Here is a 12,501-nt window from a genome sequence, read left to right on the forward strand (position 1 = left end):
ACGGAAAACCGAAGGAAAAACCATGAACTCAGTTTTGCCATTCCCGAAAGAACTTCAACCCAAGGGCATACGCCAGGAGATCGTGACGCCGGTGCTGGAAGGCGATGACCGGTTGTGGGTTCCGATTCATGACAACGTGTGGTTCAAGCCGCTGTTGCTCAACATCACGCACGGGTACTGGACCAGCGTCCTGCGAGTGCGGCGCAAGGGCGTCGTCAGCTGTCATCGCCATCCCGCGACGGTGCATGGATATGTGCTGAAGGGGTCGTGGCGCTATCTGGAGCATGACTGGACGGCTAAGGAAGGAAGCTATGTCTTCGAGCCGCCTGGCGAGACCCATACGCTGGTATCGGAAGAGGAAGGCGAGATGCTGACGTGGTTTCTGGTCAATGGCGCCTTGATATACGTGGACGAGAACGGCAAGCAGACCGGTTACACGGACGTATTCGATCGTGTTGAGAAATGTCGCGCCCATTACAAGAGCGTGGGCCTGAGCGAGGACTACCTCGAAAGCATCATCCGCTGATGCGATTCCCAGGGTGAGGAAGACAAATGAAAAAGATCAAAAACTTCTTGCTGTTGGCCTCGATGTCGGTGGCCATGTGCGGCGGCCAGGCCATGGCCGCTGACTATCCCGCTCGTCCCGTTTCGCTCGTCATCGGGTTTGGCGCCGGTGGCCCCACGGACGTGATTGGCCGGTATGTGGCGCAGCAGCTTGGCGACAAGCTGGGGCAGGCCGTGGTCGTGGAGAACCGGCCGGGCGCGAATGGCCTGATCGCCCTGCAGTATGTGAAAAAGGCCAAACCGGATGGCTACACCCTGCTGTTGGCGAGCAGCGGGTCCCTGGCTATCGAACCCATGTACCGCAAATCGATCGATTACAACGTCTTCAAGGACTTCACGATCATTGCTCCCGTCGCGCAGTATCCGTATGTGATGGCGGTGAATGCCCAGTCGAGCGTCAAATCCATCCCCGATCTTGTCGCGGCCGGAAAGGCGGCCAAACAGCCGCTGACGTTCGGTTCCGCCGGCATGGGGGCGGACAATCATCTGGCCGGGGAGTGGTTCGCCAAGAGAATGGGGGTGCCCTTGTTGCACGTGCCATATAGCGGGGGAGACGCCGCCCTGGTGAATGGCATGCTGAGCGGAGGCATCGATATGGCCCTGATCAGCGGCGCCGTGGCGCTGCCGCAGGTGCAGGTGGGCAAGCTGCGCGCCATCGGCGTGGGCACAAAGGAACGCGTGTCTTTTCTGCCGGAGGTCCCGACGGTCATCGAGGCCACTGGCCAAGCTGATTTCCTCATCGGGCCATGGAACGGCATCGTGGGCCCGGCCGGCATGGATCCCGCGATTGCCGGGAAAATCGAGACGGCCGTCCAGGAAATCCTGAAAACCGAAAAGTCGCAGAAGACCCTGCTGGGGCACGGCCAGTATCCCTTCCTGGGTTCAGGCCAGGATTTCAGCAACTACATCAAGGCGCAGCAGGACCACTGGGCAGAGGTCATAAAAAGCTCGGAACTCGAGAAGCTGGACTGACCAGGCTGCGGTTCGACGTAAGGAGAGCTGTCGGAAGAAATAGCCGATACGTCGACGCACGCTTACCGGAATACCGGATTCCGCTGCGAGTGAACATAGAAAATAGGAGACAGGTCCATGGAAGTGCCGTTCTCTTCCCTTGTTTTTATGGTGTCCATGCTTGGCGTTTCCGTCGGCGCCCAGGCTCAGAATTTCCCCGAAAAGCCGCTGACGCTGGTTGTTCCTTATTCCGCGGGAGGCAGCACGGACGCCACCGCGCGCCTCGTTGCCGAAGGCATGAGCAAGAAGATCGGGCAGCCCGTTATCGTCGAGAATAAGCCAGGGGCCGGCGGCGGGATCGGGGCTCTGTATGTCAAGCGCGCGCCCAGCGACGGCTATATCATGCTGGTGACGTCGGCATCTCATATCGTGAATAAAGTCATGGACAAATCCGTGGACTACGATATGCAGCGCGATTTTCGTCCCGTATCGCAGCTGACGAATCTTCCGATCGTGCTGGTCGTGAATGCGAAATCGGATTTCAAGTCGGTCGACGATCTCGTTGCATTCGCCAGGAAGAATCCCGGAAAGCTGAACTATGGCTCCGCCGGCAACGGCACCGTTCAACATATGTCCGCGAGCCTGCTGGCCGATATGGCGTCGGTCGAGATGACGCACATTCCCTATAAAGGCGGCGCCGCGGCGCTGACGGATCTTCTTGGCGGCCAGCTGGACTTCGTTTTTTCGCCCATCAATGAGGTGGTCGGCCAGGTCAAGGAAGGCAATGTCCGGCCACTGGCCGTGACCACCAATGTCCGGTCGGACGTGCTGCCCGACGTACCCACAATGAGTGAATCTTTGAAGGGCTATCAGTTGCCGCTGTGGTTCGGCATCGCGGTGCGGGCCGATGTCTCGGATGAACGGACGGCCGTACTGTCCCGGGCGGTCCAGGATGCCTTGCGGGACAAGGAGGTCAGTGAGCGGCTGATCGCTCAGGGCAGCGAGCCGGTCGGGTCGACTCCGCAGGAGATGGCGGCACTGCAGGCCAGCGAGAAAGTGCGCATCGAGAAGTTGCTGGCCACGATGAACGTGGCTCGATAAAGGGAGAGGCACAATGCATACGTTCTCTGATGAAGAGTGGGCACTGCGAGTCGATCTGGCCGCCTGCTATCGCCTGGTGGACATGTTCGGAATGCTGGACATGATCTACAACCACATTTCCGCCAGAGTGCCGGGCGAGGATTCATTTCTCATCAACCCGTTTGGATATCATTATTCGGAGATTACGGCCTCGTCGCTGATAAAGGTGGACGTTGACGGCAATGTTCTCTACAACCCCCATGAAACCTATGGTGTGAACAAAGCGGGGTTCGTCATCCACAGCGCCATACACAAGGCTCGCCATGATGTCGAATGCATCATCCATACGCATACGTTGGACGGCATGGCCGTGTCGGCGATGAAATGCGGGCTGTTGCCTTTGACGCAGACGTCGATGCGGTTCGTGAATGTGGCGTACCACGACTATCAAGGCGTCGTGGTCGATACCGAGGAGCAGGAAAGCCTCGTGAACGACCTGGGGGAGGCCGACGTGATGATTCTCCGGAATCACGGCTTGCTGGCCACTGGCCGGACCATCCCCGAAGCCTTCAACAATATCTACAGGCTTGAAAGATCGTGCGCCGTGCAGCTGCGCGTCATGTCGTCCGGCGCCGAGATCAACCTTCCAAATGACGAGGTGATACGTCGCACGGGACAGCAATTGAAGCTGCAACCCAGCGCAGACAGCCCTGGCAAGCAAAAGCCGTACGGAATATTGGAATGGCCTGCCTTGAAGCGGCTCCTGGATAAGAAATGTCCGGACTACAAAGATTGACCCGGGGCATTGCATGAATCCGCTTATCGTTTTGTCCCGCGAGGTGCATGCGCGCGATGTGGACGGGTACGCCCAGCTCAGGTCCCGTTGTGGCGAGGTATTCGACTGGCTGCTCTACGAGGGCGCGCACAGTGTTGCGGAGGAGGGCAGGGCCCGGGTCGTAGGGGCGTATCTGTCAGCAGATATTCTGGAACTGTCCTCCAAAATGGAGCTGACAAGGAAGATGTCGGATTTTTGCGACCTGATGCGGAAATGCGGAGGGTTGCGGTTCCTGCAGGTTCCCTCCGCCGGATTGGATCGGCCGTTTTACGACGAATTGAGCGCCCGTGGCGTGCAAATCTGGGATGCGCGGGGGATCGCGGGGACGACGGTTGCCCTGAGCGCATTCACTGGCATGCTGATGCTTGCCCGGAACATGCATGTCCATTTTCGCAAGCAGTACGAAAATGAATGGTTTCCGGTGCGCTTTGGCCCGTTGGAGCCGAGGGGAATTGAAAACAATACGGCCGTGATCGTGGGCGTCGGAAGTATCGGGGCTGAAATCGCCCGGCTATGCAAGGCCGTGTCCATGAAAACCATAGGCGTGAGGCGAACTTCCAGCGGCCCCCTGCCGAATTTTGACAGTGTCGTCACCCTGGACAGGAAGGATGAGGTATTGCCCCGCGCCGACTGGGTATTCCTTGCATGCCCGCTGACGCCCGAGACGTTTCATCTCATGGATGCCGATGCCTTTGGCAAGATGAAGGCCGAGGCAGGACTGATCAACGTTGCGCGGGGACCGGTGGCCGATGAGGACGCCTTGATCGAGGCGTTGCAACGGGAGCAGGTCCGCTGCGCTTACCTGGACGTTTTCGAAGTGGAACCCCTGCCGCCGGCGTCGCCTTTGTGGAATATGCACAACGTGATTCTCACGCCGCACGCGGCGGGCGATGCGCAGACCCGATACGGGAAACTGGACGAGCGCTTTCGGCAGCGCTTGCTGCAATGGTATGCCAGCGCTAGCCAGCCCTAGCTACAGTGCCCGAATGGGGTAGGCCGGCCAGGACCGCAAAAAACCCGCAGCTCCCACGAGCGTGCGGGTTTTTTCTGGCTGACCTGGAAGCCGGCCATGCTCCGCCTCCCTCATTCCTTCTCGTAGGCCAGGTAATCCAGATGGATGCCGATATGGTCCGCGATATAGCGGGCGTCGTGCCAAACCCCCCAGATGAACGAGGAACTACGGTTGGTGAGGTTGGGCAGGCCGAGGAAGTAAATGCCTTTTTCGGCGGAAATGCCGCGCTTGTGGATGGGGTAGCCGTTTTCGTCGAAGGTGTCGACGTCGATCCAGCTGAAGTCGACCTTGAAGCCGGTCGCCCAGAGGATGGTCTTGATGCCGGCCTCGGCCAGGTTCAGGCTGAGGATAGGGTAGGTAAGGCATTCCGGGTCGGGCAGCAGTTTCCAGGCATCGGGCTCGGGCGGCAGGTCCAGGCCGTTCTGCTCGATGTAGGCGTCGGCTTCGCGCAGGACCTCGAAGTAGTCGGCGTCGCCCTGGGCGACGTCGCGGCCGAGGTTGTCGGCGAAATGCAGCACGCCGTTCTCATAGGAGGTGGTGATGCCCACCAGCTGGATGCCGTCGCGCGCCAGGCGGCGGAAGTCGACGGTCTTGCCGTTTTCGTAGCCGCTCACGGCGAAGGCGACGTGTTCGCGCTTGGGCTTTTTCTTGACCTCATCCCACATGCCCAGCGCGCCCAGCCACCAGCAGTAGTCGCGCTGGCGGTAGGAGCGGGGCGGGCGATAGTGTTCGCCCACCGACAGGTAGACGGTGCGGCCGGCCTGGCGGAGTTCTTCGGCGATCTGCGAGCCGGAGGCGCCTGCGCCGACGACGAGCACGGCGCCTTCGGCCAGCTGGCCTGGATTCTTGTAGGCCGAGGAGTGAAGCTGCTGGATGCCGGCGTCCTGCGGCACGATCTTCGGGTAGGTGGGGATCTGGAAGGGGCCGGTCGCGGCGACCACGTGCTGGGCTTCGATGGTGCCCGCGGAGGTGGTGACGGTGAAGCCCGGGCGCTTGTCGTTGCGCTGCACGCGCAGGACTTCGACGCCAGTGCGCACCGGCGCCTTGAGCATCTTGGCGTAGTCCTCGAAGTACTGGGCCATGCGCTCCTTGGGCGGGAAGACGTCGGGTCCGACGTCATCGAATTTCAGGCCGGGAAAGCGGTCGTGCCAGGCGGGGCCGTTGGCGACCAGCGAGTCCCAGCGTTCGGAACGCCAGCGTTCGGCGATCCGCTTGCGCTCGAGCACGATATGCGGAATGCCCATGGCGCCGAGGTGTTCGCTCATTGCGATGCCGGCCTGACCGGCGCCGATCACCAGCGTATTGGTTTTTTCAATTGACATTTGAAGATCCTAAAAATTACCGAGACCCTGGTGCGTCTCGAGGCTGACACGAAGATCAAGCAACAGAAGACCGGCGAACCGCGCGCTTGATCAAAGGGCGCGCTGAACGATAGGCACGCAGTGTGACCCTGAAGCCCCGAGTTGATAACTTCGTTTTTCGGACGGCTGACTTAGGAAAAAGCAAAGGAGCAGGTTTGCGCGGAAAGGGGGGCTTCGGGGCGTCCGGGATGCCGCGATTTCTTTTTTCCGATGGCCCCCATCAGCATCGGCAACGCACTGGGAAAAGGGCCTTGCCGTATTCTTGAATGCACCAGAACGCTGAGGACGCTCTCTTGCGTGCCATGCGGCCACCGCCTGCTTTTCCCGAGCCATACACGCCGGGAAGTCGAACTTTGTGAGTGCAGCAGCCATGCCGAATCGCCCCTTTGCCTCCGATACTCCCAGCGCGCTCCGATTGGAGGGCGTGATCAAGAAATACCGCGATCATGCGGTGCTCCAAAAGGTCTCCCTGAAGATCGAGAGCGGAGAGTTCCTGACGCTGCTGGGCCCGTCCGGTTGCGGCAAGACCACCTTGCTGAACCTGATCGCGGGTTTTGCCGACGCGGACGAGGGCGAGATCTTCATCGACGACACCCCGGTCACGGCCTTGCCGCCATATCAGCGCCAGATCGGCATCGTGTTCCAGAACTACGCGCTGTTCCCGCACATGACGGTGGCGCGCAATATCGCTTATGGCCTGCGGATGCGGCGCGTGCCGGCCGCCGAGATCGAGCGCAGGGTGGGCGAAGCCATGGCCCTGGTGAAGCTGGATGGACTGGGCGAGCGCAAGCCGCGCGAGTTGTCCGGCGGCCAGCAGCAGCGGGTGGCGCTGGCGCGGGCCCTGGTGATCCGCCCCAAGGTGCTGCTGCTCGACGAGCCGTTTTCCGCCTTGGACAAGGGCCTGCGCGGCGCCATGCAGGTGGAAATCCGGGATATCCAGCGCAAGCTCGGGGTGACGACAATCTTTGTCACCCATGACCAGGGCGAGGCCCTCAGCATGTCGGACCGCATTGCGGTGATGAACCAGGGCGTGATCCGGCAGGTCGCGGCGCCCGACGAGCTGTATCGCAATCCGCAGGACCCGTTCGTGGCCTCGTTCCTGGGCGACGTCAACATCCTGCCCGCGCACTATCACGGCTCCGGCGCGGAGACCATCCAGCTGCGCCTGGGCGCGGGGCTGACGCATATTCCCCGCCACCGCCTGGTGGGCGGCTCGCACGAGGGGCACCGGCTCGATCTTTATGTGCGGCCCGAACACATCAAGCTGGAAACCCTGCATAGCGGGTCGGTGCTGAGCGGCACGGTCGTCAACCACGTATTCCAGGGCGACCACGTGGATCTGTACCTGGAGGTGCACATTCCCGTGGAGGGACGCCAGCACGTGATGGTGCGCACCTCCGACCTGAACTGCATCCATGAATGGCCCGTGGGTGCCGTGGCGGGACTTGCTCTGCCCGGTCACGGGGTCAGCGTCTTCAACGCGTCGTCCTGAAAGACGGGTTCCGCGCTGTTCCATCCTGCACGGCGGCCGCGCCAGCGCAGCCGCCCGGCTTCCATTCTTTCGCGAGGCAAAACTCCATGAAGCAGATCCCCCTTGAAATGCAAGCCATCATCGCCCGCGAGCCCGGCGACGCCACGGTGTTGGCGCTGGCCGAGCGCCCGGTCCCCACGCCAGGCCCCGGCGAAGTGCTGTTGCGTGTGCTTTCGGCCGGCATCAACCGGCCCGACATCATGCAGCGCCAGGGCCTGAGCAAGCCAGCGCCGGGCGTGACGGACGTGCTCGGGCTGGAGGCCTGCGGCGAGGTGGCCGCCTGCGGCCCCGGCGTGCCGGAGTCCCTGCTCGGACAGCGATTCATGAGCCTGCTGGCGGGCGGAGGCTATGCGCCGTGGTGCGTGGCGCGCGTGGATCATTCCCTGTCCGTGCCCCCGGGGCTGGGCGACGCCGAGGCGAGCGCCCTGCCGGAAGGCCTGTACACCGTCTGGCACAACCTGTTCGAGCTGGGCCGCCTGCGCATGGGCGAGACCGTGCTGATTCACGGCGGCGGCGGAGGCATCGGCACGCTGGCGATCCAGATGGCGCATGCGGCCGGGGCGAAGGTCATCGTGACGGATGGCGAGCGCGACCGCGGCGCTGCCTTGCGCGAACTCGGCGCGTCCGAGGTGATCTGCTTTCATGACACGGATTTCGTGCAGGCCTGCGAGACCTATACCGAGGGCCGCGGCGTGGACGTGGTGCTGGACATCGTCGGCGGCGATTACGTGCGCCGCAATCTGCAGGCGCTGGCCTTCGGCGGGCGTCACGTGAGTCTTTCCTTCCTGCAGGGATCGGCCGTCAATGTCGAGCTGCTGACCCTGATGCAGAAGCAGCTGAGCCTGCATTCCTCGACCATGCGGCCGCAGACCGATGCCGAGAAGGCCCGCATGGCCGCCGCGCTCAGGCGCCACGTGCTGCCCCTGGTGGCCGCCGGCCGCATCCGGCCCAGAATGGCGCAAAGCCTGCCGCTGGCCGAGGCCGTGCGCGCGCACCAGTTGCTGGAAAGCGGCAAGGTGTTCGGCAAGCTGGTCCTCAAACCCTGACAATCGGAGACTGGATTGAAACTCCTCTACGCCCCGACGTCCCCTTTCGTGCGCAAGGTGATGATCTGCGCGCATCTGACCGGCCAGGCCGGACGGATCGAATGGCTGCCCAGCGCGGCGCATCCGGTCAACCGCGATGCGCGCATCGCCGCCCATAATCCGCTGGCCAAGGTGCCGACCCTGATCCTGCCGGACGGCAGGGCGCTTTACGACAGCCGCGTGATCTGCGAATACCTGGCCGGCGCCGCCGGCGACGCGCAGCTGTTTCCGGCGGGCGAGGCGCGCTGGCTGGCATTGACGCGCCAGGCCCTGGGCGACGGCCTGCTGGATGCCGCGCTGCTGGCGCGCTACGAACACACGGCCCGGCCGGCCGAAATCCAATGGCCGCAATGGCGCGAGGCACAGCTGGTCAAGGTACGGGCCTGTCTCGCGGAAATCGAGGCGCAGGCAGACGAGCTGCCGCAAGCGCATCCGGACATCGGCAGCCTGACCATAGGCTGCGCCCTGGGCTATCTGGATTTCCGCTTTCCCGAGCTGGACTGGCGCGCCGCGCATCCGCGGGCCACAGCCTGGTTCGCCGTGTTCAATCAATTGCCTGCCATGCAGGCCACCCTTCCCAACGAAGCCTGAGACCGCCGCCATGACGACGCCGAGCGCATCTTCCACCTCCTCCACGGTCTGGTTTCTCAACGGGCCGAACGCCAATCTCTACGGACTGGACGCCAACAAGACCTATGGTTCCGACAGCTTTCCCGTGTTGCAGCAGCGTTGCGAAAGCAAGGCCGCCTCGCTGGGCATCCGGCTGAATTTCGTCCAGTCCAACCACGAAGGCCAATTGGTCGACTGGATACAAGAGGCGCGCGGCAGCGCGCAGGGCGTCATCATCAATGCGGCCGGCCTGACCTATTCGTCGGTGCCCATCCTCGATGCCTTGCTAGCCTTTCCCGGCAGGATCATCGAGGTCCACATGAGCAACATCTGGCGGCGCGAGGCCTTCCGCCATCATTCCTACATTTCCAAGGCCGCCGACGGTGTCATCGCGGGCCTGGGCGGCGATGGCTATGAGCTGGCCATCGAGGCCATGTCCCGCCTGATCAACCGCAGCGCCTGAGGTCGCCCCGCCATGCATGCATCCTCCCGCCCGGCCGTGTCGGGCACGATGGTTTTCTACAGCGAGTTCGATGACTACACGGCCTGGCGCGACGCCATGCAGGCGCGCCTGCCGGACCTGCGCATGGTGCACGGCAGCGAGGCGCACGACCCGGCCAGCATCCATTACGCACTGGCCTGGAAGGCGCCGCAGGGCTTCTTCGACCGCATGAAGAACCTGCGCCTTATCGTGAACCTGGGGGCGGGAGTGGATTCGCTGGTGGGCCGCGAGGACCTGCCCGCCGGTGTGCCCATCACGCGCATCACGGATCCAAACATGGCGCGCATGATGGCGGGCTACGTGCTGTTCGCCACCCTGCGCTATGCGCGCGATATTCCGTATTTCGAGGCGGCGCAGCGGCGCGGCGAGTGGGCCTACCGCCATCCGCGTTCGCCCGAGGACGTGCGTGTGGCGGTGCTGGGCCTGGGCGAGCTGGGCGCCTGCGCGGCGCAGGAGCTGCGCCGCCAGGGGTTGACGGTGCTGGGCTGGTCGCGCAGCCCGCGCAGCATCGAAGGCGTCGAGTGCCACGCCGGCATGGAGTCGCTGGACACGGTGCTGTCGCGCGCGGACATCCTGGTGGTGATGCTGCCGCTGACGCCGCAGACCCGCGGCCTGCTGGATCGCGAACGTTTGCAGCGTCTGCCCCGCGGAGCAGCCCTGATCAATGTGGCCAGGGGCGCGCTGGTGGACCAGGCCGCCCTGACCGATCTGCTGCGCAGCGGCCATCTGGGCGGCGCGACGCTGGACGTGTTCGAGCGCGAGCCCCTGCCCGCTGGCGACCCGCTCTGGGCGATGGACAACGTGCTGATCACGCCGCACCTGGCTTCGGTGGCCATTCCAGCATCGGCCGCCGGACAGATCGCCGACAACATACTGCGCGTCAACCAGGGCCTGGAGCCCGCCAACCGCGTTGATCCCGCGCGCGGCTATTGACGTTGGGTCTTGCGGATGTCAGGGTTCTTTAGCCGCCGAGGCAGCCCTGCGCCATTCCGATGCTCGCCCCAATGGGGCTGCGCTTCGGATGGCTCCGGACCACCTCGGCTGACAGTCGCCTAATGCGTTGGTTTTGGACCCCGTTCATGGGTAGATATTGTGAGCCGGTGGCCGGGCGGAGGGATCCGAAGCGCAGCCCCACCGGGGCGAGCATCGGAATCCCGCAGTCCGGACGCCGGCGGCTCAAGAACCTGATCTCACCAAACCAATCAGCAACATTCCACCCCAGAATTCTCTAGTGGTTGTCCTCGATATTGAGGATCCTGCTCAGCCCGAGGAAACGGTTGGCGAAGATCAACAGCGCGGCCGTCACCACGATGTACACCACCGACAGCGCAGCCAGGGTCGGGTCGGCGAACTCGCGCACATAGTTGTACATGGTCACTGGCAAGGTCTGCGTGCTCTGGGTGGTCACGAACAGCGAGGCGGTGAATTCGCTGAATGACATGATGGCCGCGAACAGCCAGCCGCCGAACAGCCCGGGTGCCAGCAGAGGCACGGTAATCGTGAACAGCACCCGCACGGGCGAGGCGCCCAGGCTGGCGGCGCTCTGCTCCAGGCGTTCGTCCAGGTTCTCCATCGAGACATAGACGCTGCGCAGCACGAAAGGCAGGACCAGGATGACGTGGCACAGAATCACGATCCCGTAGCCGCGGTCCACGTTCAGCTGCGCCGCCAGGATCAGCAGGCCCAGCCCGACCGTGAAATGGGGAATCACCAGCGGCGAGAGCAGGATGGCTTGCAGGATGTTCTTGCCCGGAAACGCCATGCGCTTGACGGCGATCGCCAGGCCGGTGCCGATGACCAGCGCCAGCAGCGAGGACCAGAGCGTCACCACCATGCTGGCGCGAAAGCCATCGCGGAAATCGGCGTAGGTGAAGACGCGCTCGAACCAGCGCCAGGACCAGGCCTGCGGCGGAAAAGTGAGCAGGGCCTTGTCGTTGAAGGAGGCCAGCATCACCACGACTACCGGCAGCAGCACGAAGGCGAGGATCAGCGTGATCAGCACCGGCGCGCCGATGCGCAGCCACAGGGGCAGGGATTTGCGGATGCTCATGTCAATGTCCTCCGATGACCTTGAGACGGCGCGTGACCTGGCCGAGCAGCATCAGCGAGATCGCCGTCAGGCCCAGGCCCATGACGCTCAGGCTGGCGGCGAGGGGGAAGTTCATCGACGAGAATCCCAGCTGGTAGACCAGCGTCGAGACCGTCGGCACGCGGCCCCCGCCTATCATCTGCGGCGTGGCGAAGGCGCTGAAGGTCCAGGCGAACGAGGTGGTGATGCTGGCCAGGATGCCGGGCATGGACAGCGGCAGGGTGATCGTGAGAAAGGTGCGTACCGGCCCCGCGCCCAGGCTTTCCGCGGCCTTTTCGTAGTCGCGGTCGATGTGCGAGATGGCCGTGGCCAGCATCAGCACCACGACGGGGATGGTGACGTGCACCAGCGCCACCAGCACGCCCAGATGGCTGAACATCAGTGTGAGCGGCGTATCGATCAGGCCCGTCTTGAGCAGCATCGAATTTATGAAGCCCGTGCTGCCTAGCACGATGATCCAGGAATAGGTGCGCACGATCTCGCCCAGGAACAGCGGCGTGATGGACACGATCAGGATGAAGGATTTGATGGCGCGGTTGCGCACCCGGACCAGGGCATACGCCAGCGGATAGGCCACGAGCAGGGAGCAGACCGTGGTCTCCACGCTCAGGCGCAAGGTGTTGGTGAAGGCATCGATGTAGATCTGCTTGCCCATGCCCGAAAAGTTCGTCAGCGTCAGGCCGCCGACGTCCAGCGAACCCGGAATGAAGGTGCGCAAGCTGTACTGCAGCACGGCCGCCATGGCGACGCAGATGCACAGGGCGATGAAGCTTGCCGGGGATATCAGCCATCCCCTCAGGGTGGAACGCGCATCCATGGTGAACCCATCCTTGGTTTACGTTGAGGACGTGGCGGCGCCGCGGCCCCAAGGGGCCGCGGCCT

13 protein-coding genes are annotated in these 12,501 nt (G+C 63.3%); 10 read left to right on the forward strand and 3 right to left on the reverse strand.

Annotated elements, in window-relative coordinates; translation table 11 throughout:
• Window positions 1-22 precede the first annotated feature (22 nt).
• The 5 genes from ACZ5YA_RS29370 to ACZ5YA_RS29390 all read left to right on the forward strand — a co-directional run bounded on the left by ACZ5YA_RS29370 (window position 23) and on the right by ACZ5YA_RS29390 (window position 4,403).
• Window positions 23-526, forward strand: a complete 504-nt coding sequence (locus ACZ5YA_RS29370; protein ID WP_059375485.1) for a 2,4'-dihydroxyacetophenone dioxygenase family protein — start codon at window positions 23-25, stop codon at window positions 524-526.
• Between the two features lie 92 nt (window positions 527-618).
• The gene (locus ACZ5YA_RS29375; protein ID WP_464091596.1) at window positions 619-1,536 is read left to right on the forward strand and encodes a Bug family tripartite tricarboxylate transporter substrate binding protein; all 918 of its coding nucleotides are present in this window, start codon (window positions 619-621) and stop codon (window positions 1,534-1,536) included.
• 117 nt (window positions 1,537-1,653) lie between these two features.
• Complete coding sequence (locus ACZ5YA_RS29380) at window positions 1,654-2,616, forward strand: Bug family tripartite tricarboxylate transporter substrate binding protein (RefSeq protein ID WP_118931761.1); 963 nt, start codon at window positions 1,654-1,656, stop codon at window positions 2,614-2,616.
• 13 nt (window positions 2,617-2,629) lie between these two features.
• Entirely contained in the window at window positions 2,630-3,391 is a 762-nt protein-coding gene (locus tag ACZ5YA_RS29385; protein WP_059375472.1) for a class II aldolase/adducin family protein, read from the forward strand.
• Between the two features lie 13 nt (window positions 3,392-3,404).
• Window positions 3,405-4,403: a D-2-hydroxyacid dehydrogenase gene (locus ACZ5YA_RS29390; RefSeq protein WP_464091597.1), complete on the forward strand. Its 999-nt coding sequence runs from the start codon at window positions 3,405-3,407 to the stop codon at window positions 4,401-4,403.
• A gap of 110 nt (window positions 4,404-4,513) precedes the next feature.
• Here ACZ5YA_RS29390 and ACZ5YA_RS29395 read toward each other — a convergent pair whose 3' ends face one another.
• Window positions 4,514-5,764, reverse strand: coding sequence for a flavin-containing monooxygenase (locus tag ACZ5YA_RS29395; protein WP_059375379.1), 1,251 nt, complete (start codon window positions 5,762-5,764; stop codon window positions 4,514-4,516).
• 463 nt (window positions 5,765-6,227) lie between these two features.
• Here ACZ5YA_RS29395 and ACZ5YA_RS29400 point away from each other — a divergent pair, with 463 nt between their 5' ends.
• From ACZ5YA_RS29400 to ACZ5YA_RS29420, 5 genes are all read left to right on the forward strand, one after another.
• On the forward strand, window positions 6,228-7,295 hold the full coding sequence (locus ACZ5YA_RS29400) for an ABC transporter ATP-binding protein (protein ID WP_410469165.1): 1,068 nt from the start codon (window positions 6,228-6,230) through the stop codon (window positions 7,293-7,295).
• Between the two features lie 86 nt (window positions 7,296-7,381).
• Window positions 7,382-8,380, forward strand: coding sequence for an NAD(P)H-quinone oxidoreductase (locus ACZ5YA_RS29405; protein ID WP_464091598.1), 999 nt, complete (start codon window positions 7,382-7,384; stop codon window positions 8,378-8,380).
• A gap of 15 nt (window positions 8,381-8,395) precedes the next feature.
• A complete protein-coding gene (locus tag ACZ5YA_RS29410) occupies window positions 8,396-9,010 on the forward strand; it encodes a glutathione S-transferase (RefSeq protein WP_118931764.1) in 615 nt (204 codons plus the stop codon).
• 10 nt (window positions 9,011-9,020) lie between these two features.
• A complete protein-coding gene (locus ACZ5YA_RS29415; RefSeq protein WP_251877579.1) occupies window positions 9,021-9,491 on the forward strand; it encodes a type II 3-dehydroquinate dehydratase in 471 nt (156 codons plus the stop codon).
• 12 nt (window positions 9,492-9,503) lie between these two features.
• The gene (locus ACZ5YA_RS29420) at window positions 9,504-10,463 is read left to right on the forward strand and encodes a 2-hydroxyacid dehydrogenase (protein WP_306633925.1); all 960 of its coding nucleotides are present in this window, start codon (window positions 9,504-9,506) and stop codon (window positions 10,461-10,463) included.
• Between the two features lie 295 nt (window positions 10,464-10,758).
• On the opposite strand, the gene ACZ5YA_RS29425 is transcribed toward ACZ5YA_RS29420, so the two are convergent.
• Entirely contained in the window at window positions 10,759-11,580 is an 822-nt protein-coding gene (locus ACZ5YA_RS29425) for an ABC transporter permease (RefSeq protein WP_118931768.1), read from the reverse strand.
• A 1-nt stretch (window position 11,581) separates the two neighbouring features.
• Window positions 11,582-12,436 carry an ABC transporter permease gene (locus tag ACZ5YA_RS29430; RefSeq protein WP_251877575.1) on the reverse strand — a complete coding sequence of 285 codons (855 nt, stop codon included), beginning with the start codon at window positions 12,434-12,436 and terminating at the stop codon, window positions 11,582-11,584.
• Window positions 12,437-12,501: the final 65 nt, after the last annotated feature.

It is taken from the genome of Achromobacter sp. JCM 18799, assembly GCF_055395645.1.